19 protein-coding genes are annotated in these 22,824 nt (G+C 71.4%); 13 read left to right on the forward strand and 6 right to left on the reverse strand.

Annotated elements, in window-relative coordinates; genetic code table 11:
* Positions 1-4 precede the first annotated feature (4 nt).
* Positions 5-1,117 carry a ComEA family DNA-binding protein gene (locus tag QSJ40_RS06805; RefSeq protein ID WP_285729762.1) on the forward strand — a complete coding sequence of 371 codons (1,113 nt, stop codon included), beginning with the start codon at positions 5-7 and terminating at the stop codon, positions 1,115-1,117.
* Positions 1,118-1,174: 57 nt separating this feature from the next.
* Here QSJ40_RS06805 and QSJ40_RS06810 read toward each other — a convergent pair whose 3' ends face one another.
* Complete coding sequence (locus tag QSJ40_RS06810) at positions 1,175-1,387, reverse strand: hypothetical protein (RefSeq protein ID WP_024290510.1); 213 nt, start codon at positions 1,385-1,387, stop codon at positions 1,175-1,177.
* 197 nt (positions 1,388-1,584) lie between these two features.
* Complete coding sequence (locus QSJ40_RS06815) at positions 1,585-3,429, reverse strand: calcineurin-like phosphoesterase C-terminal domain-containing protein (RefSeq protein WP_006213257.1); 1,845 nt, start codon at positions 3,427-3,429, stop codon at positions 1,585-1,587.
* Positions 3,430-3,995: 566 nt separating this feature from the next.
* On the opposite strand from QSJ40_RS06815, the gene QSJ40_RS06820 reads away from it, so the two are divergent.
* Both QSJ40_RS06820 and holA read left to right on the forward strand, forming a co-directional pair.
* Entirely contained in the window at positions 3,996-6,605 is a 2,610-nt protein-coding gene (locus tag QSJ40_RS06820) for a ComEC/Rec2 family competence protein (RefSeq protein ID WP_206390149.1), read from the forward strand.
* Between the two features lie 132 nt (positions 6,606-6,737).
* A complete protein-coding gene (gene holA, locus QSJ40_RS06825; RefSeq protein WP_024290507.1) occupies positions 6,738-7,745 on the forward strand; it encodes a DNA polymerase III subunit delta in 1,008 nt (335 codons plus the stop codon).
* A 243-nt stretch (positions 7,746-7,988) separates the two neighbouring features.
* Here holA and rpsT read toward each other — a convergent pair whose 3' ends face one another.
* Complete coding sequence (gene rpsT, locus QSJ40_RS06830) at positions 7,989-8,252, reverse strand: 30S ribosomal protein S20 (protein WP_006213253.1); 264 nt, start codon at positions 8,250-8,252, stop codon at positions 7,989-7,991.
* A gap of 172 nt (positions 8,253-8,424) precedes the next feature.
* On the reverse strand, positions 8,425-9,015 hold the full coding sequence (locus QSJ40_RS06835; protein WP_053447337.1) for a type II toxin-antitoxin system PemK/MazF family toxin: 591 nt from the start codon (positions 9,013-9,015) through the stop codon (positions 8,425-8,427).
* A gap of 189 nt (positions 9,016-9,204) precedes the next feature.
* Between QSJ40_RS06835 and lepA the strand changes: the two genes are divergently transcribed.
* The 3 genes from lepA (at position 9,205) to hemW (ending at position 13,242) form a co-directional block, all read left to right on the forward strand.
* Positions 9,205-11,052 carry a translation elongation factor 4 gene (gene lepA / locus QSJ40_RS06840; RefSeq protein WP_285729768.1) on the forward strand — a complete coding sequence of 616 codons (1,848 nt, stop codon included), beginning with the start codon at positions 9,205-9,207 and terminating at the stop codon, positions 11,050-11,052.
* A 2-nt stretch (positions 11,053-11,054) separates the two neighbouring features.
* Positions 11,055-11,909, forward strand: coding sequence for a protein phosphatase 2C domain-containing protein (locus tag QSJ40_RS06845; protein WP_285729770.1), 855 nt, complete (start codon positions 11,055-11,057; stop codon positions 11,907-11,909).
* An 88-nt stretch (positions 11,910-11,997) separates the two neighbouring features.
* Positions 11,998-13,242, forward strand: a complete 1,245-nt coding sequence (hemW, locus tag QSJ40_RS06850) for a radical SAM family heme chaperone HemW (RefSeq protein WP_285730189.1) — start codon at positions 11,998-12,000, stop codon at positions 13,240-13,242.
* 117 nt (positions 13,243-13,359) lie between these two features.
* Here hemW and QSJ40_RS06855 read toward each other — a convergent pair whose 3' ends face one another.
* Together QSJ40_RS06855 and QSJ40_RS06860 are read right to left on the reverse strand one after the other, a co-directional pair.
* Positions 13,360-13,953, reverse strand: coding sequence for a DUF4870 domain-containing protein (locus QSJ40_RS06855; protein ID WP_024290502.1), 594 nt, complete (start codon positions 13,951-13,953; stop codon positions 13,360-13,362).
* A gap of 147 nt (positions 13,954-14,100) precedes the next feature.
* Positions 14,101-14,967: a DUF3097 domain-containing protein gene (locus QSJ40_RS06860; protein WP_285729773.1), complete on the reverse strand. Its 867-nt coding sequence runs from the start codon at positions 14,965-14,967 to the stop codon at positions 14,101-14,103.
* 196 nt (positions 14,968-15,163) lie between these two features.
* On the opposite strand from QSJ40_RS06860, the gene hrcA reads away from it, so the two are divergent.
* The 7 genes from hrcA to QSJ40_RS06895 all read left to right on the forward strand — a co-directional run bounded on the left by hrcA (position 15,164) and on the right by QSJ40_RS06895 (position 22,707).
* Complete coding sequence (gene hrcA, locus QSJ40_RS06865) at positions 15,164-16,177, forward strand: heat-inducible transcriptional repressor HrcA (RefSeq protein WP_024290500.1); 1,014 nt, start codon at positions 15,164-15,166, stop codon at positions 16,175-16,177.
* 100 nt (positions 16,178-16,277) lie between these two features.
* Positions 16,278-17,432, forward strand: coding sequence for a molecular chaperone DnaJ (dnaJ, locus tag QSJ40_RS06870; protein WP_285729776.1), 1,155 nt, complete (start codon positions 16,278-16,280; stop codon positions 17,430-17,432).
* A 10-nt stretch (positions 17,433-17,442) separates the two neighbouring features.
* Positions 17,443-18,207, forward strand: coding sequence for a 16S rRNA (uracil(1498)-N(3))-methyltransferase (locus QSJ40_RS06875; RefSeq protein WP_285729778.1), 765 nt, complete (start codon positions 17,443-17,445; stop codon positions 18,205-18,207).
* A 156-nt stretch (positions 18,208-18,363) separates the two neighbouring features.
* Complete coding sequence (locus QSJ40_RS06880) at positions 18,364-19,509, forward strand: PhoH family protein (protein WP_387761902.1); 1,146 nt, start codon at positions 18,364-18,366, stop codon at positions 19,507-19,509.
* A complete protein-coding gene (gene ybeY / locus QSJ40_RS06885; protein WP_171004124.1) occupies positions 19,506-20,012 on the forward strand; it encodes an rRNA maturation RNase YbeY in 507 nt (168 codons plus the stop codon). Before QSJ40_RS06880 ends, ybeY begins: the two co-directional genes overlap by 4 nt.
* 67 nt (positions 20,013-20,079) lie before the next feature.
* Positions 20,080-21,132, forward strand: coding sequence for a GTPase Era (locus QSJ40_RS06890; protein ID WP_137802344.1), 1,053 nt, complete (start codon positions 20,080-20,082; stop codon positions 21,130-21,132).
* 42 nt (positions 21,133-21,174) lie between these two features.
* Positions 21,175-22,707, forward strand: a complete 1,533-nt coding sequence (locus tag QSJ40_RS06895) for an LCP family protein (protein ID WP_285729783.1) — start codon at positions 21,175-21,177, stop codon at positions 22,705-22,707.
* Positions 22,708-22,824 lie beyond the last annotated feature (117 nt).

Here is a 22,824-nt window from a genome sequence, read left to right on the forward strand (position 1 = left end):
GGGCATGACCCCTGTGACCCATCGCGGACGGCGCCGTCTGGAGCGAGAGCGGCCCGTCGAGCGCCTGCGCGGACTGCTGGATGACGACCTGCGCGCCACCGGCCACGACCTGCCCCACGATGACCGCCCCGAGGACTGGGTGGAGGACTCTGCCTCGGCACCCGAGACCGAGTCCGCGGAGTCGGCACCTGCCGAGAGCGGAGGGGCGGCCGCCAGGCGCCGACGGCTGCTCGCCGCGCCGCCCGCGTCGGGGTCGAGCTCGTCTGCGGAGCCCCTCGGCCCGAGGGCTCTGCCGCTGGATCCCGACGAGCAGCCCTGGGTCTCGCCCATCCGTGCGCGTCTGCCCTGGGCCACACTGGCGATCGCGGGTCTGGTGCTGATCCTGGTGGTGGTCTCGGTCCTGCTTCGCGGGCGCGAGCAGGAGGCCGTGGTCTCGGCTCCGTCGTCCGCAGGACCCGTCGTGGACGAGCAGGCGGGTGCCTCGCAGGCGGCAGCGGAGGGCGGATCCGTGGAGGGGGCGGGAGCGCTCGGTGCGGCCGGGGACGGAGCCAGTGCAGGGACAGTCGACGCACCGGCCTCCGGCAGCCCGGTCACGGTCCATGTGGTGGGGGAGGTGGGCGAGCCCGGGGTGGTCGAGCTGCCGGCCGGGTCCCGCGTGGCCGATGCAGTGGAGGCCGCCGGCGGGCTGAGCGAGTCGGCCGTGACCGATGCGGTGAACATGGCGGCCCCCGCGGCCGACGGCGTCCAGATCGTCATCCCGGACCAAGCACTGGCGGAGCAGTGGGAGCAGGACCCGCTGACGCCGTCCTCGGGATCCGGCGGACAGACTGCCACCGGCAGCGCTCAGGACGGATCTGCCGCCGCAGGATCAGGGGCAGCCGCAGGCGGGAGCCCCGAGGAGGGGGCTGGGCCTGCGGCCACGGGCGCAGCGATCGATCTCAACACCGCCACGGCTGCACAGCTCGAGGAGCTGCCGAAGGTCGGACCCGTTCTGGCTCAGCGGATCGTCGAGCACCGAGAGCAGATCGGCGGATTCCGCTCGGTCGAGGAGCTCGATGATGTCTCCGGCATCGGCCCGGCCATGATGGAGGCCATCGCGCCGCTGGTCACCGTGTGAGAAGGCCCCGACGGCATCCGTCGGGGCCTTCGTCCTGCGCTGAGGGCTCAGGCTCGATCAGGGGGCGGTGTCCATCTGGGCGAACTGCACGTGGGTCTGCCAGTCCTCGGCGGTGATCGGTCCGAGGGCCGGAGCCTCGGAATCCCCCGAGACGCCGGGGGTGAGCAGCGTGAAGGACAGGCCGACCCCCAGCGCAGCGACCGTCACGAGCTGAAGCGGCCGCTGGTGTTTGGACTGGGGCAGGAATCGCAGGAGGCGAAGCTGGGCCATGATGCTCCTCGGTGCTGATCTCGACGCCCCGGCCGGGGCCGGGCGCTGCGGGGCGGCACTGCTGGTCAGGATCAGAATGCGCCCGGCAGGTGTCCGGAACGTCGACGGCCGGTCTCCCGGAGCCGACCCCCGGACGACGGTTCGGCGACGCTCAGGCGAACGGACGGTGACCTGGTCCGCAGCACCCGAGGGCCGCCTCAGGAGGTGACCGTGAACATGATCCGCTCGGTCGTGGAGACGCCGTAGCGATCCGTCTGCGTCACGGTCGCCGTGTGCTCACCCGGAGCGAGGTCCTCCGGCAGATCCAGACGCCACAGGTGACCGGAGGCCTCGGCGACGGAGCCGCCGTGGACCAGCTGCTCCTGGGCAGCCGCCGGATCCGAGAACTCGGCGCCCACGCGCTTGGACTCGCCCTCCAGCCGCTGGGTGCGCTGCGCCTGCTGAGCCGGGCGGCTGTCGATCGAGACCGAGACCTCGGTTCCCGTGCCGCCGGCCCACACGTTCGTGGTCAGCCACGACTCGCCCAGCTCGTCCGCCGAGACCTCGAGCGGGGTCTCGAAGGAGGGTGCCTTCCCGACATTGCGACGGTTCGCGTCGTACCAGTCGCGGTAGGCCGGGGTGTTCAAGCCCAGGGACATCTGCTCCGAGGCCGCCCGCCCGGTGCCGATGAACGAGTCCTCGTACCGGTTGCCGTGGGCCTCCAGCGTGAAGACGCCGGGGACGGCGCCGTCGCGCTGCAGTGCGGTCGGGTAGCCGTCCTCCGTCACGCGCCCGGTGTACCAGTCGCCGGAGATCGCTCCTGCGGTGATGTGGTCGAACGGCAGCTCGTCCACGCCGTAGAGGCTCTTCCAGCCCTCCATGGAATCGCCCTCGCGCATGACCTCCAGCGTGTGGCTGTGCCCGCCGAAGGCGACGGCCGGCCGGTCGCCGATGATGTCGTGGATCGCCTGGACCTGATCCACCTGGTGGCGGTCCGAGCCCTGGTCGTGCCAGTTCAGCAGCGGGATGTGCGTGGCCAGCTCGATCAGCTTGTCCTCGGGGGTGTTCGCGATGTCCTGGCGCAGCCATGCGAGCTGCTCATCGTCGATGCCGCCGTTGTACGTGCCGTTGTAGGGCGCGCCCTGCGAGTGCTGCACGGTGTTCAGCGAGATCACGTGCACGTCGCCGGCGTCGTAGGAGTAGTAGTCCGGACCGAACTGGGACCGGTAGGTGTCGAAGCGGTGGTCATAGTCCGCGTCGAGGTCCAGGTCGTGATTGCCCGGCAGGAAGCGGGCGGGTCCGTTGAGCAGCGACGTCAGTTCGCGGGTCTGGTCGTACAGGTCCAGGTCATCGCCGACGATGTCGCCGATGAACAGCGCACCGCAGCCGGTGAAGTCGGTGCGCTGAGTAAGGTCGGCGAAGGCCCCGCGCAGGGCGTAGTCGACCTCCTCCTGCGTGTAGGTCTGGATGTCGCCGCCGATCAGGCAGCGCTGATCGCGGCTGAGCGTGTCCGTGGTGCGCGTCAGCGGGAAGTCGACGGCATCGGGCAGCGGGCCGGTCGGGTCGATGCCGCCGTAGCGCAGCTCGGGGGAGCCGGCGGGCATGTGGGTGTAGAAGAACTGGGCCACGTTGTCCTCGTCCACGGGGACCTGGTAGCCGGCCGGCTGGGTGAGGAACACCGTCTCGCCGTCGCGCACGGAGATCTCGTAGCGGCCCTGGCGATCGGTGGTGACGATCTTGCGGCCGTTGGAGACCTCCACCCCGGCGATCCCGCGCTCACCGGGGTCTTGCTGCGAGTTGCGGTTGCGGTCGTCGAAGACGGCGCCGTCCAGGACGTCCTGGTCGGCATCGGGACCGGCGGTGACGTCCACCTGGCCGCGGAAGGCCTTGCCGTTCCAGTCGTCTGCGGAGGTGGAGGATCGCGACGGCTCCTGGGCCAGGGCTGGCGCTGGCGCGAGCAGGGTGAGGCTCAGCCCCGCGGTGAGGACGGCGGCGCTGAGCGCGCGTCGCGGGCGAGGATCACGGGAACGGGCAGTGCTGGGGTGGGAGAGGTGCTGGGACATGATGCTCCTGACGGGTGGTGCGGAGGATGCAGATCCGTGCTCGACAGGGCCGGGGAGCGGACCCTGATCGGCCCTCGGCGGGGCGGACAGGTCCAGGCTGACCTGGGAAGATGTCCTCCGCTCCACCTGAGGGTCGACAGCAGTCGACCACTTCCCGTCCCGGTGCCGACGCCTCGGGAAACACTCGGTGCATTGACGTCTGGAGCTGCGTGGGGGTCTTGACGCACGTGGCTCGGTGCTGTGACCTGCGTCGCTGTCGCTGTCGCTGTCGCTGTCGCTGTCGCTGTCGCTGTCGCTGTCGCTGTCGCAGCGAGGAGCGGTCGGGCCCTCGCGCCTCCACAGGGGACCCGTCCGAAGGCCGGCCGGACGGGGGGGCCTCTGCCCGCCTCAGCTGAGGACTGCCATGCAGGAGGCACTGGTGCAATGCGCCGGTGACCTCCTCCCGCCGTCCCGCCCGCGCCCTGCCTCCACGGGGTCGGCAGGAGCCGGGATCTGAACGGGGACGTGGACGGCGGAAGCCGGGCAGACCGAGTGGCGCCTCCGGAGCGGGTCCCGAGGCTCCAGGCGTGCTCGCGCGGCTGTGGCTGCACTCGCAGGAGATGCCCGAGCGGTGGGCGCTGGCACACAGCGCTCGCCGGGAGGAGCGCCTCGAGGCGGCCCAGAGGGCGCTGCGCCCCACCTGGGATCTGCGCCTTGTGCCCGTGGCGCTGAGCGCGTGGGGAGCCGCGCTGCTGGGGACGTCGCAGTCGGAGTCGGTGGGCGCTGCGCTGGGAGCGGTGCTCGAGGTGGATCTCCTGCTGCTCGTCGCAGCGGGACTCGCCATGGTCCTCCTCGTGGCCGTGTTCGCTCGTCGGAGCGGGCGCAGACTGCCCGGGGGAGCAGCACCGGGCTCGCCTCGCGGCCGGACACTGGCCGCCCTGCTGCCGACGGCCGCATTGTGCGCGGTGGTCGTCGTGTGCGTCCTGCTGCGCGCGGGCACCCAGCAGCTGGCGGCCGCCGAGGACATGCGCGGGATGGACGCAGATGCGCAGCGCGTGGTCGTCGAGGTGACCGACCGACCCGTGACATGGCAAAGCGCCACCGCCTCGAGCTTCGGGCCGGGACCGGAGGAGGTCGGCGAAGCCTCCAGCGGGGTCGTCGTGCCGGTGCGGCTGAACAGCGGAGCCCGGGCCACCGTCTTCGCCCAGGACGGCCGGTGGGCGAGCCTGCGCAGCGGGGATCGCGCGGAGGCCGTGGTGAGCGCCCCCGAGATCGAGCAGACCGACCTGCAGCTGCGCAGCACCGGCCCGCCGCAGCCGATGACGGAAGCCCAGGACCGCCCGTCCCTGCTCGAGACGGCCACGGAGCGCTTCGCCCTGGCCGCACAGGCCCGCGGACCCGATGCCGCCGGGCTGCTGCCGGGGATGACCTACGGGGACCGCAGCGGACTGGACACCGGACTCGAGAAGGCCATGAAGGTCACGGGCCTGACCCATCTGACCGCCGTCTCCGGCTCCAATTGCGCCCTGGTCATGGCCCTGGCCGGCCAGCTCGCGCTGGGGCTGGGCGCCCGTCGGCGGGTGTGCGTGATGATCGGTCTCGGCGCGCTCGGGCTGTTCGTCGTGCTCGTGGGACCGGACCCCTCCGTGCTGCGCGCGGCGGTGATGGGAGCCGTGGCCGCGCTCGCGGTCCTCTCCGGGCGCGGACCCGTCTCGCTGGCCGCGCTGTCCACGGCCATGTGCGTCCTGCTCGTGATCGATCCGGGCCTGGGCCCCGAGTTCGGCTTCGCCCTCTCCGTGTGTGCCACCGCAGGGATTGTGGTGACCGCCCGACCGCTGACACGGGTCCTGGAGCACCTCATGCCCACGGTCCTCGCGATCGTGCTCGCTGTTCCGCTCGTGGCCCAGCTGTGGTGCGGGCCCGTGCTGGCGCTGCTGACGCCCACCGTGGCCACCTATGCCGTGCCCGCCAACGTGATCGCCGCCCCAGTCGTCCCGCTGATCACCGTGCTCGGACTCGCAGCTCTGATCCTGCTGGGGCTCGGAGGGCCCGTGGGGGAGGCGCTGGGCTCGGCGCTGCTGGAGCCGGGATCGTGGGCGGTGGGGGTGATCGCGCGCTCGGCCCGCTTCTTCGCTGGGCTTCCCGGCTCCACAGCTCCCTGGCTGGGCCCGCCTGCTGGACCGGTGCTCATGCTGATCCTCAGTGCGGGGATGGTAGTGGCCCTGCATCGCCTGGATGCCCGCTGGTTGGAGCGCTCCCGCGTGGGCGAGGTCCGCTCCGGACCGGCACCCGGCCCCGTCTCCGAGGCTGCCTGGATCCGGGCCCGACGACGTGAGCGGGCCTGGCGCAGCGCCGGGCTGATCGTGATCGCGACGGGCATCGCGGCCCTCGTCGCGGTGCTGCGCTGGCCGGATCAGCATGCGGAGCAGTGGTCGGTGCTGGCCTGCGACGTCGGCCAGGGCGATGCCGTGCTGCTGCGCGGCCGCCAGGACGACCGCGAGTCCACGGTCCTGATCGATGCCGGGCCCGATCCGGGTGCGCTGCGCGGCTGCCTGAAGGACGCCGGGGTCGAGCACCTGGACCTGCTGGTGCTCACCCACGACCACGCCGACCACGTGGCCGGCGCCGAGGGCCTGGGGCAGTTCGTGGAGATCGATCGGGTGTGGTGGTCCTCGGCCTCCGGGCGGGCCCCCGAGGAGCTCGCCGGACTGGACGACCGCGCCGCCCGCCCGACGATCGGGCAGCGCTTCGAGGGCGCGGGGCTGGAGCTGCTAGTGCTCGCTCCCGATCCCGCGACGACCCGGATCAGCCCCGAGTCCGAGGACGAGAACAACGCCTCGATCGTCCTGCGCGCCGAGGTCTCCGACGGTTCGCAGCGCTTCTCGATGCTCGCCGCGGGGGACCTGGAGGAGTCGGGGGCCGGTGCCCTGCTGCGCACGGACCCCTCCGTGCTGGACGTGGATCTGCTCAAGGTCTCCCACCACGGCGCGCGCAACGGCGGGGTGGCGATCATCGACGCCGCTTCACCGAGCCTGGCGCTGGCCTCCGTGGGAGCGGACAACGACTACGGCCACCCGCATCCCGTGATCACCGAGCATCTGGCGCAGGGCTCGATCCCCCTGACGCGCACCGACCGGATGGGTGCGGTGGCCATCCACGTGCAGGACGGTGCGCTGGTGGCCCAGACCACCGGGTGAGCCGCCCGAGCCGAAGCCTCCCGGGGCGTCCGAGACGGCGGGACCCAGGCGGCGCGGAAGCTCGAGCAGCAGATGCCCGTCGCAGCTGTGGGCCAGCGTCTGCTGTCTGCCGCTCGTGCGATCCTTGAGTACATGACTCCGCCTCGTCGTCGCACCGCCGCAGCCGCCGCCCCCGGAGTCTCCTGGCGCGATGTCGAGCCTGCCCCTCTGATCCTGATCACCGGCAAGGAGGGCTTCCTGATCGCCCGCGCCGTGGACCGGCTGCGGGCCCAGCTGAAGGAATCACGCGGGGCCATCGAGCTCTCGCGAGTGGACGCGTCCGGCTACACTCCGGGTCAGCTCCAGGTGCTGGCCAGCCCGTCGCTGTTCGAGGACCCCAAGCTGATCGTGATCGAGGATCTCGCGCAGATGAGCGAGGACCTGCTCAAGGACGGCCTGGAGTACGTGGGACAGGCGGATCCCGAGGTCGTGGTGGTCTTCGTGCACTCGGGCGGCAATCGCGGCAAGAAGCTGCTCGACGCCCTGAAGGCCAAGGCGGTCGTGGTGGATGCCGCGCCGCTGAAGAACGACCGCGACAAGGTCGAGTTCGTGCGCCACGAGTTCCGCACCCATCAGCGCACGATCGACCCGGATGCCGCCCGAGCGCTGACGCAGGCCGTCGGCAACTCCACGTCCGAGCTCGCCTCGGCGTGCTCGCAGCTGCTCTCGGACGGCCCGGAGCACATCACCTTCGACGTCGTGGAGACCTACTACGGCGGGCGCGTGGAGGCCACGGCCTTCAAGGTCGCCGACGCCGCCCTGGCCGGTCAGCCGGCGGCGGCGCTGAAGCTGTGGCGGCAGGCCCTGGACACCGGCACGGACCCGGTGCCCATGGTCGCGGCCCTGGCCGCCAAGGTGCGGCTCGTGGCCGCCGTGCACGGTGTGAGCGGCAGCGCGAACCAGCTGGCCGGGCAGGTCGGGGGAGCCCCGTGGCAGGTCGAGCGCGCGCAGCAGGAGGCCCGTCGCTTCACGGAGGCGGACATGGTCAAGGCCTTGCGCGCGCTGGCGGAGGCCGATGCTCAGGTCAAGGGCGAGTCCCGCAGCGCGCCGTACGCGGTGGAGAAGGCGATCACCACGATCGCCCTGTCCGGCCGGCGCTGAGGCACGGGCCATCCGACCTGCTCGTCGGTGAGGAGTCGCTCGTGCCGGTCATCTGCGTGGCGAGCTCCGCATCTGAGACTCCTCACGGCTGTTCGACATCCAAAGCCCTCGCGGCGGCTCTGATCGACTCGCGCGCCATGCCGTCGTCGCGGCCACGGTAAAGCGAATGGTCCCGCTCCCTCGAGGGGAGCGGGACCATTCGACGAAGCGCCGCGGCCGCGGCAGCCGGATCCGAGAAGCGGATCAGGCCATCGAGGCGACGCGCTTGGCGAAGCCCGACTTCTTGTTGGCCGCGTTGTTCTTGTGCAGGACGCCCTTGGAGACGGCCTTGTCGTACTTGCGGGAGACGTCGCGCAGTGCGGTCTCGGCAGCGGACTTGTCGCCGGAGGCGACGGCCGAGTCGAGGCGGCGCACGTAGGTCTTCAGCTCCGACTTGTACGCGTTGTTGCGCAGACGCGACTTCTCGTTCGTCAGGTTGCGCTTCTTCTGGGACTTGATGTTAGCCACAGGTACTCCTCTTCACAGGTTCACGTTGATCGGATCGGTGAGGGCTCACGGCCGACTCTGACTGAGACATGAGAGTGGGGACGCTCGCAACAGTCAGCCGCTGTGCCCGGCGATCAGCGCGGACACACAGCGTACAAGCCTACCAGAGCGGGGGCCCGGCGGCCCCGAGGCCTCAGCCGCGTCGCTCGAGCCCCCGGGCGACGTCGTCGAACCGGTCCTTCGGCAGCACCGCGCCCTCGCGGCGCACATCCTCGGGCCGGACCCGGATCACGCGGTCCAGCTTGACCTCGGACGGGCGGCCGTCGCGGTCCCAGGCGCCCGTGCCGATGTCGAGGTAGTCGGCATCCGAGGAGCTCGCGTTGTTGCGGTCCTTGGAGGTCAGCATCAGCACGAGCAGGTACGGGCCGTCGTGCCCGACGATCAGCACGGGCCGGTCCTTGCCCCGGGAGTGGTCCTCCTCGTAGGGCACCCAGGTCCACACGATCTCCCCGGGATCGGGCTCGCCGTCGGGGTCCGGGGCGTAGGACACCGCCACACGGCCCCGGTAGTCGCCCGGGTACTCACCGGACAATCCGCGACCGGAGGAGTGCGACGACGACGGCGACGACGAGCGCTGCTGGGATCCGGGACTGTCCCGGGCGGTCGTGGAGGTCGAGGGTCCCGAGCTCGTTCGGCCCGTCTCGCGCTGGAGGCGCTGCACGACCCGATAGCCGCGCAGCAGACCGCGGGCGACCTGCTGGAAGTTGATGTTCATGCCCGCCATTGAACCAGGCCCGCTGCCCGGGACCGGCTGAGGCCTCGCCGAGGGCTGGGGCACAGCATCGGCTGGGCGCGGTCGTCGCGACGAGCGCGGCGCAGAGGACATGAGACACTGGGCCATTGATCCGCCCTGCCCGTCGGGCGCCGAGCACTGAACAGTCGCGCGTCCGGATCGACCAAGAGAGGCCCCGCCTTGTCCCCACTGGCCGCCCATCCGCCGGTGCCCGCGCGCACCGACCAGTCGGTGCTGCGCAACTTCTGCATCATCGCGCACATCGACCACGGCAAGTCGACGCTGGCCGATCGCATGCTGCAGTCAACCGGCGTGGTCACGCCGCGTGAGATGAAGGCTCAGTACCTGGACCGCATGGACATCGAGCGCGAGCGCGGCATCACGATCAAGTCGCAGGCGGTGCGCATGCCCTGGGGCGTGAACGGCACCGACTACGCCCTCAACATGATCGACACCCCGGGCCACGTGGACTTCACCTATGAGGTCTCCCGCTCGCTGGCCGCCTGCGAGGGCGCGCTGCTGCTGGTGGACGCCGCGCAGGGGATCGAGGCGCAGACCCTGGCCAACCTCTACCTGGCCATGGAGAACGACCTCACCATCATCCCGGTGCTCAACAAGATCGACCTGCCGGCCGCTCAGCCGGAGAAATACGCCGAGGAGATCGGCAACCTGATCGGCGAGGACCCGGAGCGCGTGCTGCGGGTCTCCGGCAAGACAGGGGAGGGCGTCGAGGAGCTGCTGGACCGCATCGTGGAGGAGATCCCGGCGCCGTCGGGCGATCCAGAGGCTCCCGCCCGTGCCATGATCTTCGACTCCGTGTTCGACACCTACCGCGGTGTGGTCACCTACGTGCGGCTCTTCGACGGCAGCCTCAAACCGCGCGAGCGCATCGAGATGATGTCCACCGGGGCCCAGCACGAGCTGCTCGAGATCGGCGTGATGTCGCCGGAGCCCAAGCCCACCGATGGCCTGGCCGCGGGGGAGACCGGCTACCTCATCACCGGTGTGAAGGACGTCCGCCAGTCCCGTGTGGGCGACACCGTCACCACCGCCCTCAAGGGCGCTGAGCAGGAGCTCGGCGGCTACGAGGACCCCAAGCCCATGGTCTTCTCCGGGCTGTTCCCGATCGACGGCTCCGACTACCCGGTGCTGCGCGACGCCCTGGAGAAGCTGCAGCTCAACGACGCCGCCCTGGTCTGGGAGCCCGAGACCTCCACGGCGCTGGGCTTCGGCTTCCGCTGCGGCTTCCTGGGCCTGCTGCACCTGGAGATCACGCGCGAGCGCCTCGAGCGCGAGTACAACCTGGATCTGATCGCCACGGCGCCGTCGGTGTCCTACGACGTCACGACCGAGGACGGCGCCGAGCTGCTGGTCACCAACCCGTCCGAGTTCCCCGAGGGCAAGATCAAGGAGATCCGCGAGCCGATGGTCGCGGCCACGATCCTGGCGCCGTCGGAGTTCGTGGGCACCATCATGGAGCTCGCCCAGTCCAAGCGCGGCCAGATGGGCGGCATGGACTACCTCTCCGAGGACCGCGTGGAGCTGCGCTACCGCCTGCCGCTGGCCGAGATCGTGGTGGGCTTCTTCGACCAGCTGAAGTCCAAGACCCGCGGCTACGCCTCCTTGGACTGGAAGGCCGACGGCGACGAGGTCTCCGAGCTCGTGAAGGTCGATCTCCTGCTGCAGGGGGAGCGCGTGGACGCCTTCTCCGCGATCACGCACAAGGACAAGGCCTACTCCTACGGCACCACCATGGCGAACAAGCTGCGCGAGCTCATCCCGCGCCAGCAGTTCGAGGTCCCCGTCCAGGCGGCGATCGGCTCGCGGATCATCGCACGAGAGAACATCCGGGCCATCCGCAAGGACGTGCTCTCCAAGTGCTACGGCGGCGACATCACCCGCAAGCGCAAGCTGCTCGAGAAGCAGAAGGAGGGCAAGAAGCGCATGAAGATGGTCGGTCGCGTGGAGGTCCCCCAGGAGGCCTTCGTGGCCGCGCTGTCGGCGGACGAGCCGGAGAAGAAGAAATAGTCGTGACCTGCGGCCCGGCCGTGGTGGCCGTCTCGGCGAAGCGGCGCACGCAGGACGCCTGGGGAACGGCCCGCGATGCCAGCGGACGGCTCCAGGCGGCCTGGGTGCTCGACGGGGCCACAGCGCTGGGCGCCCAGGACCCCCGCAGCGCCGACGAGCAGGTCGCCCGCTTCGCCTGGAGGCTCTCCGCAGCCCTGCGCGCGATCCTCGCCGACGCCGGAGCTCGAGCGCGCAGCCAGCCCCTGCACCAGATCGTCGAGGCCGCCCGCGCCGAGGCCCAGCGCAGCATCGAGATCGGCTGGCCCGGGGCCGAGATCCCCACGGCCACGCTGTCGCTGATCCGGCGCACCGCCCAGGGCCTCGAGTGCTTCGTGCTGGGGGACTCGCCGCTGTGGCTCGAGGACGGTGGGCAGATCCTGGAGGTCGCCGATCCGCAGTTCGCCGGCGGCGACGCCCGAGTGCTGCGCCGCTGGCACGAGCTGCGAGCACAGGGCCGCAGCGCTGAGGCCGCCTACGCCGAGCTTCTCGAGGCGCAGGTGCTGGACCGGCGCACACGCAGCACCGAGGACGGGCTGTGGATCCTCGGCGGCTCGCCGCAGGCCGCGCAGCATGCCCGCGTGGAGCTGATCCCCGGGGCCGAGCAGCGGCGCGTGTGTCTGCTCACCGACGGTCTGGAGCGCGTGGTCGATCCCTTCGCGATCACCGGTCGGCGCGGGCTCTTCGAGGCGCTGCACAGCGGTTCGGCCGGCTCCCTCGCCCAGAGCCTGCGTAGGCTCGAGCGAGCGGATCCCCGCCGCGTGCGCGCGCCCCGGATGACCGTGCACGACGACATCACCGGCCTGGCGATCGCGCTCTGACCTGCACGAGAGCTCCATCCTGGAGTTCACGTCGAACGTGAAGTCCGTGCGACTAATCCAAACCTGAAGTAGAACTCGAAGGATGAAGATGCCCTCTCTGCCCGATGGCGAGACCCCTCCGGAGGACGGGCTGCTCCCGGAGACCGCCTCTCACGGAAGCGACGAGCGGACCCTGAGCCTGTACGTGCACGTGCCGTTCTGCTCCGTGCGCTGCGGCTACTGCGACTTCAACACGTACACCGCCCTGGAGCTGGGCCCCGACGTCTCGCAGGCGGCCTACCACCTCGAGGCCGTGCGCGAGATCGAGTTCGCCCGCGAGGCGCTCGAGCGCTCCGGGGCGGCGCGCCGCGAACTGCACACCGTCTTCTTCGGCGGGGGCACGCCCACCCGGCTGGCGTCCTCGGCGCTCGTGGAGATCCTGGACAGCGCCCGCGGGAGCTTCGGTCTGCTGGAGGGCGCGGAGGTCACCACCGAGGCCAACCCCGACTCGGTGACCCGGGAGGACCTGCAGACGCTGGCCGACGGAGGATTCACCCGCGTGTCCTTCGGCGTCCAGTCCGCGGTGCCGCACGTCCTGCGCACCCTGGAGCGCACCCACGATCCCGCGAACGTACCGAGGGTCGTGCAGTGGGCCAAGGAGGCCGGGCTGTCCGTGAGCACGGATCTGATCTACGGCACGCCGGGGGAGTCGCCCGAGGACTGGAGGGAGTCGCTGCGCCAGGCCATCTCCCTGGAGCCGGACCACCTCTCCGCCTACTCCCTGATCGTGGAGGACGGCACGCGCATGGCGGCGCAGATGCGCCGCGGCGACGTGGACCCGGTGGACCCGGACGACCAGGCGGAGAAGTACGGGATCGCCGAGCAGATGCTCTCCGAGGCAGGCTTCGAGTGGTACGAGATCTCCAACTGGTCCCGGGTCGCGGGCGGGCGCAGCGCGCTGGAGAACCGATCGGCGCACAACCTCGCCTACTGGCACAACCAGGACTGGTGGGGCGTCGGCCCCGGCGCCCACAGCCACGTGGGCGGCGTGCGCTGGTGGAACCGCAAGCACCCCATGCCGTACGCGCAGACGGTGCGCAGGGGCCTCTCTCCCGCCGTGGGCCGCGAGCAGCTCGACGACAACACCCGGTACATGGAGCGCGTGATGCTCGAATCCCGCATCGCAGACGGCATGCCGCTGACGGCGCTGCGTCCGGAGGGGCGCGAGCAGATCGCGGGGCTGGTGGCCGAGGAGCTGATCGACGGCCGCAGCGCGCTGCAGGGCCGGCTCGTGCTCACGCTGCGCGGCCGCCTGCTCGGGGACGCCGTGGTGCGGCGGCTGCTCGTCGACTGAGCCGCAGGGCTCTCGGACCCGTCAGAACGGCCGGTCCACGGCCGGGCAGACCTGCGGCTGACATGCAGAAGGCCCCGCCGAAGCGGGGCCCTCTGCGCGTGCCGTGGGGCGTCCGGGTCAGTTCTGCGCGCCGGCACCCGGCTCGGGGGCATCAGCGGTGCGGCCGCTGGGGGTGACGACCTGGCCCTGGGCTGTGACCGGACCGGAGGTCTCGCGCTCCCGGCGGCGCTCCTGGCGTCGGCTGGCCAGGGCGTCGTAGAGGTACCAGTTGAGGCGGTAGCGGTACGGACGCCCGGAGTTGGCGGAGACGGCTGCGGCGACCGAGGAGATGGCGAGGATCAGCCAGGCTGCGGCGGCCAGGATGGCGAAGATCCAGCCGACCCACGGGATGAAGGCCAGCAGCGCGCCGGCGATCACCACGAGGGTGGGCAGCAGCGTGAAGTTGGCGGCCTCCAGGGACTCCTGCTCGGTGAAGCGGGCGCGGCCCCTGGCCCAGCGGTGGATGATCATGCTGGGCACGCAGCCGACCACTCCGAGCATGTGCGTCAGCGTGGCCAGCTGCTGATCGTCCGAGACGGAGACCGGACCGGGCTGTGCGCTGAGCCCCTCGTACTCGTTCGGCGCGAGGGCCGCCTGGTCGTCGGAGCCGAGGTCGTCCGGCTCGGCACCGGAGTCGCTGAGACGCTGGGGGCTGCTGCTGGAGACGGCCACTGTCCACCTTCGAGGTCGTGTGACCGGCAGGGCCGGTCGTGCGGGCGCCGCAGGCCCCCTGGGGGTCGGGGAGGCGCTCGGGTCCTGCACAGTCTAGCCGCTGACGGCCTCCGAGGGCTTCGTGCGAGGCCCCGTGTGACGGGTTGCTCAGGCGCTGCCGGGGACCGTGACGAAGTCGATGAGCTCCTCGACGCGCCCGAGCAGCGCCGGCTCCAGATCGGCGTAGGTGTCCACGCGGGAGAGGATCGAGCTCCAGGCCCGTCCGATGTCCTCGGGGGTCTCGTGCGGCCAGCCCAGTCCGCGGCAGATCCCGGTCTTCCAATCGATCCCGCGCGGCACCTCGGGCCAGGCGCGGATGCCCATGGCGCTGGGCTTCACGGCCTGCCAGATGTCGATGTACGGGTGGCCCAGCACCGCCACGTTGCCGGGGGCGGACGGCACCCGCATGGCCTGCTCGGCGATCCGGGACTCCTTGGAGCCTGCGACCAGGTGATCGACCAGGATGCCCAGGCGCCGCGACGGCCCGGGGGCGAACTCCGCGACGGCCGCGGCCAGATCGTCCACGCCGTGCAGCGGCTCGACCACGATGCCCTCGACCGCCAGGTCGTGGCCCCAGACCTTCGCGACCAGCTCGGCGTCGTGCTTGCCCTCGACCCAGATGCGGGAGGCCTGGGCCGTGCGGGCGCGGAAGCCCTCCACCTCGACCGACCCGGAGCGGGTGCGCGCGGGAGCCTTGGGGGCGCTGCGGCGCTGAGGCTCGGCCGCGATCACGGGCTCGCCCTCGAAGAGGAAGCCGGGTCCCAGGGGGAAGCTGCGGATCCTGCCCCGACGGTCCTCGAGGCTGAGCACGCGCATGCCGCCGATCGTCTCCAGACGCACTACGGCCCCGACCCAGCCGGTCTCGAACTCCTCGAGGACCATGCCGCGGGCCACCGGCAGCTGACGCGGCTCGGGCGGGCGGTTCGAGGCGGACAGGTCGCTGAGGGAGCGCGGTCCCCAGGACGAAGGGGGCATGGAGGCCTCCAGATCGACGGACGTGGTGGTGCGGTGCGCCGGAGGGGGCGCCTCCGGGCGGATCAGCGGCGAGCGTACCAATGCCCCGGTGCGAGCGCGGAGGCGTGAGCCCGCCTACACTGGCTTAGCAGTGTGTGCCCCCGAGTGCCAGAATGGTCCTCCGAGCGAGCACGCACAGCGCAGGAAGGAGCGGAACATGGATCACCCCCGGCGACTGCAGGTCCTGCAGGCCATCGTGGAGGACTATGTCCACTCCCGGGAGCCGGTGGGCTCCCAGGCCCTCGTCGAGCGCCACGCCCTCGGCGTGTCCTCGGCGACCGTGCGCAACGACATGGGCGTGCTGGAGGAGGAGGGCCTGATCATGGCCCCCCACACCTCCTCGGGTCGGATCCCCACGGCCAAGGGGTATCGCGAGTTCGTCGACCGGATCGCGGCGGTCCAGCCGCTGACCCCGGCCCGGCGCCGCGCGATCCAGACCCTGCTCGAGGGCGCCGACGGCATCGACGACGTCATGGAGCGCACGGTGCGCCTGCTCTCGCAGCTCACCCACCAGGTGGCGGTCGTGCAGTACCCGTCGGTGAGCTCGGCCGCGCTGCGGCACCTGGAGCTGGTGCGCATGGACGAGCACCAGGTCCTGCTGGTCGTGATCCCCACCGACGGCCGGGTCTCCCAGCGGATGCTGCGCATGCCCGAGCCGGTGGCCGAGTCCGTTGTCCTGGATGCCCGGGCGAGGCTGCTGGGCGCGGTCGTCGGGCATCCGCTGGCCGGAGCCGGTGCGGCCGTGATGGCCGCGGCCCAGCAGGCGCCCCCGGCCGAGCAGCCCCTGCTGGAGGCGGCAGCCGCGGCCGTGGCCGCCGTGCTGGACAGCGCGTCCGGGCAGCGCATGCTGCTGGCAGGCACCGCGAACCTGGCCCAGTCCACCGACGACTTCCGCCGCAGCATCGGCCCCGTGCTGGAGGCGCTCGAAGAGCAGGTCACCCTCCTGCAGCTGCTCTCGGAGATGGAGCAGGACGAGCGCGGGGTGGCCGTGCGCATCGGCGCGGAGGACTCGTCGGACCCGCTGGTCGAGACCGCTGTCGTCGCCACCGGATACGGTCCGCAGCGCAGGGCCAAGCTCGGCGTGCTGGGTCCCACCCGCATGGACTACCCGCAGACCATGGCGGCGGTGCGCGCCGTGGCCAGCTACCTCTCGCGCTCGCTGCCCAGCTGAGCCGCACCGAACAGACTCGCGCTCTCCTCGAGCCCGGCCATGCGCCCGGCGAGGGGCGCGCAGACCACGAATCCCAGAGATGACGAGGACGGAACGACCTGTGAGCGATCACTACGAGACCCTGGGCGTGTCCCGGGACGCCTCCGCCGAGGAGATCAAGCGCGCCTACCGCAAGAAGGCCCGTCAGCTGCACCCGGACGTCAACCCGTCGCCGGATGCCGCCGATGAGTTCAAGCGCGTCTCCCACGCCAACGACGTCCTCTCCGACCCGGAGAAGCGGCGCATCTACGACGCCACCGGCAATGAGAACGGCGAGTCCGGCTTCGGCGGAGGCGGCTTCGGCGGCGGCGGGTTCGGGGGCTTCGGCGACATCTTCGACGCCTTCTTCCAGGGCGGCGGAGCCCAGGGCCCCAAGTCCCGCACGCGCCAGGGCCAGGACGCCCTGATCACCGTGGACGTCTCCCTGCAGGAGGCCGTCTTCGGCACCCAGAAGCGGATCACGGTGGACACCGCGGTCGTGTGCCCCGAGTGCCAGGGCACCTGCTGCCAGCCGGGCACCCACCCCGAGCAGTGCACCGACTGCGGCGGCCAGGGCCAGGTCCGCCAGCCCATCCGCTCGCCCCTGGGCACCGTGATGACCGTGGCCGAGTGCCCCACCTGCCGCGGCTACGGCGATGTCATCAAGTCCCCGTGCCAGGAGTGCTACGGCCACGGGCGCGTGCGCGACAAGCGCCCGCTGAACGTCAAGATCCCCGCCGGCGTGCGCAGCGGAGTGCGCATCCGCCTGTCGGGGCAGGGCGAGGCCGGCGTGGCCGGCGGCCCAAGCGGCGACCTGTACGTGGAGACCAAGGTCACCCAGGACCCCACGTTCACCCGCGACGGCGACGACCTGCACGTCACCGTGCGGATCCCCATGACCTCGGCCGCGCTGGGCACCACCCTCAAGCTCGACACCTTCGACGGCCCCCAGGAGATCTCGATCCCCGCAGGCACCCAGTCGGGTCAGACCCGCCGGGTCGAGGGCCTGGGCTCCACCCGCCTGCGCAGCCAGAGCGGGGAGCGCGCCGATCTGGTGGTGCACCTGGAGGTCGAGACCCCCGAGGACCTCACCGGCGAGCAGCGCGAGCTGCTCACCCGGCTGGCCTCCCTGCGCGGCGAGGAGCAGCACACCGGAACCGCCGTGAGCCGCACGCAGGAGCGCGGGGGCGGCGGCGGGTTCTTCTCGCGGCTGCGCGACCGCTTCGCGGATCAGTGAGGCGCCGGACATGACCACGCTGCCCGTCTTCCTCGCCGAGACCGAGATGCTCGGCGCCGGCGCGGGGGAGCAGATCGTGCTCAGCGGCCCTGAGGCCCGCCACGCCGCCACCGTGCGGCGCCTGAGCACCGGCGAGCGGCTCGAGCTCGTCGACGGCCGCGGGCTGCGGGTCACCGGCAGCGTCGTGAGCGCCGCCGGAGACCGGATCGAGCTGCGCGTCGAGAACTCCGTGCAGGAGCCGGCGCGCAGCCCCGAGCTGGTCCTCGTGCAGGCCCTGGCCAAGGGCGACCGTGATCTGCAGGCCGTCGAGTCCTGCACCGAGCTCGGCGTCGAGGCCGTCATCCCGTGGCAGGCCGAGCGCTCGATCGCCAAGCTGCGCCCCGAGCGCGAGGCCAAGCAGCTGGCCAAGTGGGAGTCCGCCCTGACTTCGGCGGCCAAGCAGTCCCGACGGGCTCGCTGGCCGCAGCTGCGCGAGCCGGTCACGAGCTCCTCGCTGGCCCGGCTCATCGAGGAGGCGCCGGGCACGCGCTGGCTGGTCCTGCACGAGAGCGCGCAGCAGCGTCTCACCGAGCTGCTTCCGGAGCTCGCGTCCCACGAGGACCTGGAGGGGATCGGGCTGATCGTGGGCCCGGAGGGCGGCGTCTCGGCAACCGAGCTCGAGCGCTTCGTGCAGGCCGGGGCTCAGCCGATGCTGCTGGGCCCGGAGGTCCTGCGCTCCTCCACGGCAGGGGCCGCTGCCGTGGCCGTGCTGTCCTGCGCTCTCGGGCGCTGGTGAGCATCCACGGCGGCGCAGCCGCCCGCCGGCGCGTCGCACCGGCGCGATAGCATGGGCCCTCGAACCGCACCTCGGCCTGCACCAGCTGCAGCCTCCCGTGCGGAGCAGACCACGCGCAGCGCAACGGAAGGCGGCAGCGGCCACACGGCCCTCACCATGGATCACAGCACCCTCTCGGACACCGAAGCGGACCCGCAGCGTCCCGTCGGGGCACCCGCGCAGGACACGTCCCCGGAGCAGGAGCGCGTGCGGCGCACCGTCGTCTTCCACGACCGCGAGACCATGGTGCGCAGCATCGGCCAGGCCGATTCCGCGCTGACCCAGATCGAGCTGGCCCGTCCGGGCACCCATCTGCGCGCCCACGACCTCACCGTCTCGGTCGACGGCCGCGCGGAGGACGTCGCCGTCGTCGTCGCGCTGCTCGAGGAGATCCGAGCCCTGGCCTCCCAGGGGACGCTCGTCACCCCGCAGGTGATCGCGCAGCTGATGGGCATCCTGGGCAGGGATGCGGCGGCACGGCCCTCGAGCGCTCTGAACCAGGACATCCTCAGCTCGCGCGGGCGCACCATCCGCCCCAAGACGATCAACCAGAAGCTCTACGTGGACGCCATCGACGACCACACCGTGACCTTCGGCATCGGCCCGGCCGGCACGGGCAAGACGTACCTGGCCATGGCCAAGGCGGTGCAGGCACTGCAGCGCAAGGAGGTCTCGCGGCTGATCCTCACGCGTCCCGCGGTCGAGGCCGGCGAGCGGCTGGGCTTCCTGCCCGGCTCCCTCAACGAGAAGATCGACCCCTACCTGCGGCCGCTCTTCGATGCCCTGCACGAGATGCTCGACCCGGACGCGATTCCCAAGCTCATGGAGGCCGGGACCATCGAGGTGGCCCCGCTGGCCTACATGCGCGGGCGCACGCTCAACGACTCCTTCATCATCCTCGACGAGGCCCAGAACACCACGCCCGAGCAGATGAAGATGTTCCTCACGCGCCTGGGCTTCGGCTCCAAGATCGTGGTCACCGGCGACATCACCCAGGTGGACCTGCCCGGCGGCACATCCTCGGGCCTGCGCCAGGTCGAGCACATCCTCCACGGCGTCGAGGACATCGCCTTCCCGGAGCTGACCAGCGACGATGTCGTGCGCCACGAGCTGGTGGGGCGGATCGTCGATGCCTACGAGGTCTTCGGCGTGACCAACCGCCGGCGCCAGGAGCGCCGCGAGCGCAAGGACGCCCGTCGTGAGGCCGCAGCCCAGCGCGGGACGTCGCAGGACGCACAGGAGCGGCAGGGGGAGGACGCATGAGCGTCGAGTTCGACATCCGCCCGCTGCCGGAGGACGCCACGGCCGCCGATCGCGCCAGCTGGGAGGCGTACGTCCCGGCGCGGCAGCGGGAGCTGATCGAGCACTGCTTCCGCGAGCTGCACCTGTCGAAGTCCGTCGAGCTGTCGATCGCCGTGGTCGACGAGGACGAGATGTCCGAGCTGCACGTGCAGTGGATGGATCTTCCCGGGCCCACCGACGTCCTGTCCTTCCCCATGGACGAGCTGCGCGCCGGCACCGCCCAGGAGCCGACCGAGGGCGTGCTCGGGGACATCGTGCTGTGCCCGCCGGTGGCCGCCAGGCAGGCCGCCGAGGCCGGGCACAGCACCGAGGACGAGTTCGCCCTGCTGACCGTGCACGGCATCCTGCACCTGCTCGGCCACGACCATGCCGAGGACGACGAGCGCACGACCATGTTCGCCCTGCAGCGACAGCTGCTCAGCGGCTTCCTGGGCCGGCAGGCCCCCGCCGAGACCATCCGCTGAACCGCCGCCGAGCGCAACGCAGCGGCCATCCCGTCCTCACCACGACACCTGAGAGCAGCACCTGAAGATGAGCGAGACAACCCGGACCGGCGGCCCCGCGCAGTGGGATGACCCCGCACAGACGCGCGCGGGCTTCGCCGTCTTCGTGGGACGGCCCAACGTCGGCAAGTCCACGCTGACCAATGCGCTGGTCGGCGAGAAGATCGCGATCACGTCCAACCGCCCGCAGACCACGCGCCACACCATCCGCGGGATCGTGCACCGGGACAGCGGCCAGCTCGTGCTCGTCGACACGCCGGGGGTCCACCGCCCGCGCACGCTGCTGGGGGAGCGGCTCAACGAGCTCGTGAGCGAGACCCTCAGCGAGGTCGACGTCCTGGGCATCTGCATCCCGGCGGACGAGAAGATCGGCCCCGGCGACCGCTTCATCGCCCAGCAGCTTGCCAGTGCTGGGCGCAAGCCGATCGTCGCGATCATCACCAAGGCGGACAAGGTCGATCGCGGGGAGCTCGCCGAGCAGCTCATGGCCGTGGAGGCCATGGGTCGCGAGGTGCTCACCGCGGAGCACGTGGAGTTCCAGCGCCGTCAGGCCATCAGGGCCAGGAAGCGCGGGCGCGACTACACGCCGACTCCGGTGCCCGAGGACATCGGATTCGCCGATGTCATCCCCGTCTCGGCGGTCGACAGCTTCAAGCTCGAGGAGCTGGCCGAGCTGCTGATCTCGCATATGCCGATCTCCCCGCCCCTGTACCCGGACGGCGACCTCACGGACGAGCCGGAGATGACGCTCGTGGCCGAGCTCGTGCGCGAGGCGGCCCTGGAGGGCGTGCGCGACGAGCTGCCGCACTCCCTGGCTGCCGTGTGCGACGACATGATCCCGCGCGAGGACCGGCCCGAGGACGATCCCATGCTGGACGTGCACGTCTCGCTGTATGTGGAGCGCCCGTCGCAGAAGGCCATCGTGATCGGCAAGCAAGGGGCCCGCCTCCGCGAGATCGGCGCCACGTCCCGTGCTTCGATCGAGCGGCTGCTCGGCACCCGGGTCTACCTCAGCCTGCACGTGAAGGTGGCCAAGGAATGGCAGCGCGACCCGCGGCAGATGTCACGGCTCGGCTTCTGAAGCCTCGAGGCCACCCCCCCCAGATCGACCGGAACAGAGCACGTGAGCACACACCCCCGAGATGACGCAGCAGCCGACGAGCGCACCACCGAGCCGGAGCAGCTCGGTCGTCACTGGAGTGCCGCGTCCGCGCCGCCGGAGGGGCGGCGCTGGGGACTGATCATCGCGGCCATGCTTCTGGCCGTCGTGGTGGGCATCGGCGGGCTGAGCATCTTCAAGCTGCAGCAGAACCTGGTCACCAGCCCGCTGAACCTGGGGCAGGAAGAGGCGGAGGACTCCGGGGCCACCGACATCCTCATCCTCGGCTCGGACACCCGCGCCGGTGAGGGCAACTCCCGCTACGGGGAGGTCGAGGAGGGCAACGGCGGCGGCAAGACGGACGTCATGATGCTGGCCCACATCTCGGAGGACCGCGAGGACGTCACGGTCGTGTCCTTCCCCCGCGATCTGATGGTGGAGATCCCCGAGTGCACGGATCCGGAGACCGGCCAGACCTACCCTGCGCAGGATGCCGCCATGCTCAACTCGGCGGCGGAGAACGGCGGCCCCGGCTGCACGGTGGCAGCGATCAATGAGCTCACCGGCCTGAGCATCGATCACTTCATGCTCGCCGACTTCGACGCCGTGACCGAGCTGTCGCGCAGCGTGGGCGGCGTGGAGGTCTGCGTGAACCACGAGGTCGACGATCCCAAGTCCGGACTGGAGCTGTCGGCGGGCACCTCCACGGTGGAGGGCGAGCAGGCCCTGGCGTTCCTGCGCTCCCGGGCGGCCTTCGGCGACGGCGGCGACGAGTCCCGCATCCGCTCGCAGCAGCAGTTCATGTCCTCGCTGGCGCGCAAGCTGAAGGCCGAGGGCACCCTGAGCAATCTGCCGGCGCTCTACGAGATCGCCGATGTCATGACCCAGAACCTCCATGTGGACCAGGAGCTGGGCAATGTCACGCGCATCGTGGGGCTGGCCGGGGAGCTGGCGAATGTGGACCTCTCGCGCGTGGTCTTCGTGTCGGTGCCCGCCGAGGTCTACCCGGAGGATCCCAACCGCCTGCAGCTCGACGAGGAGCCGGCCGAGGAGCTCTTCGAGGTCCTGCGCCAGGACGGCTCCCTGACCGAGGACGGGCAGCCGGAGGCCTCCGCGTCGCCGTCGGCGAGCTCGAGCGGCAGCGCAGCTGCCACCGCCGCGCCGACCCGGCAGGCCACCCCCGAGGCCCAGGACTTCAGCCCGGAGACGGTGCCGGTCACGGTGATCAACGCCTCGGGCGCCGAGGACCGCGACCAGGAGCTGGTCGACCTGCTCGGCGACGCCGGCTACGAGCTCGCCGAGCTCGGCGAGCAGTCCGAGGAGGATCTGCCGGGCACTCAGCTGCACTACGCCCTGGGCTGGGAGGGGGCCGCCGAGCAGATCGCCGACGAGCTCGGGATCCCCGACTCCCAGATCGCCCATAGCGCGGACCTCGCCAACGGCGTCTCCCTGACGGTCGGGGAGGACTTCGCCGAGGGTCAGACCATGGCCGTCGACTCCGAGGTCCCGGAGCAGTACAGCGGTCAGACGGCCGAGCAGTTCACCTGCCAGCAGTGATGCCGCGGGCAGCGCCTCAGAGGCCGGTCCGTGGTGATACGGTCGAGGCCATGTGCACGGCCGCGAAGCTACTGCTGATCTGCCGCAGCGGGTCCTGATCCTGGCCGGATCCCGTCC

The organism is Kocuria sp. NBRC 114282 (assembly GCF_030268385.1).
GTDB classification, from domain to species: domain Bacteria; phylum Actinomycetota; class Actinomycetes; order Actinomycetales; family Micrococcaceae; genus Kocuria; species Kocuria palustris.

Bases quoted from the DNA above. Each gene is read 5' to 3' on its own strand.
- holA (WP_024290507.1), top strand. From the start codon at position 6,738: ATGACTCCGCCTCGTCGTCGCACCGCCGCAGCCGCCGCCCCCGGAGTC.
- ybeY (WP_171004124.1), top strand. From the start codon at position 19,506: ATGAGCGTCGAGTTCGACATCCGCCCGCTGCCGGAGGACGCCACGGCC.
- QSJ40_RS06880 (WP_387761902.1), top strand. From the start codon at position 18,364: ATGGATCACAGCACCCTCTCGGACACCGAAGCGGACCCGCAGCGTCCC.
- QSJ40_RS06835 (WP_053447337.1), bottom strand. From the start codon at position 9,015: ATGGCGGGCATGAACATCAACTTCCAGCAGGTCGCCCGCGGTCTGCTG.
- QSJ40_RS06805 (WP_285729762.1), top strand. From the start codon at position 5: ATGACCCCTGTGACCCATCGCGGACGGCGCCGTCTGGAGCGAGAGCGG.
- QSJ40_RS06815 (WP_006213257.1), bottom strand. From the start codon at position 3,429: ATGTCCCAGCACCTCTCCCACCCCAGCACTGCCCGTTCCCGTGATCCT.
- QSJ40_RS06875 (WP_285729778.1), top strand. From the start codon at position 17,443: ATGACCACGCTGCCCGTCTTCCTCGCCGAGACCGAGATGCTCGGCGCC.
- hrcA (WP_024290500.1), top strand. From the start codon at position 15,164: ATGGATCACCCCCGGCGACTGCAGGTCCTGCAGGCCATCGTGGAGGAC.
- QSJ40_RS06810 (WP_024290510.1), bottom strand. From the start codon at position 1,387: ATGGCCCAGCTTCGCCTCCTGCGATTCCTGCCCCAGTCCAAACACCAG.
- QSJ40_RS06890 (WP_137802344.1), top strand. From the start codon at position 20,080: ATGAGCGAGACAACCCGGACCGGCGGCCCCGCGCAGTGGGATGACCCC.
- QSJ40_RS06860 (WP_285729773.1), bottom strand. From the start codon at position 14,967: ATGCCCCCTTCGTCCTGGGGACCGCGCTCCCTCAGCGACCTGTCCGCC.
- hemW (WP_285730189.1), top strand. From the start codon at position 11,998: ATGCCCTCTCTGCCCGATGGCGAGACCCCTCCGGAGGACGGGCTGCTC.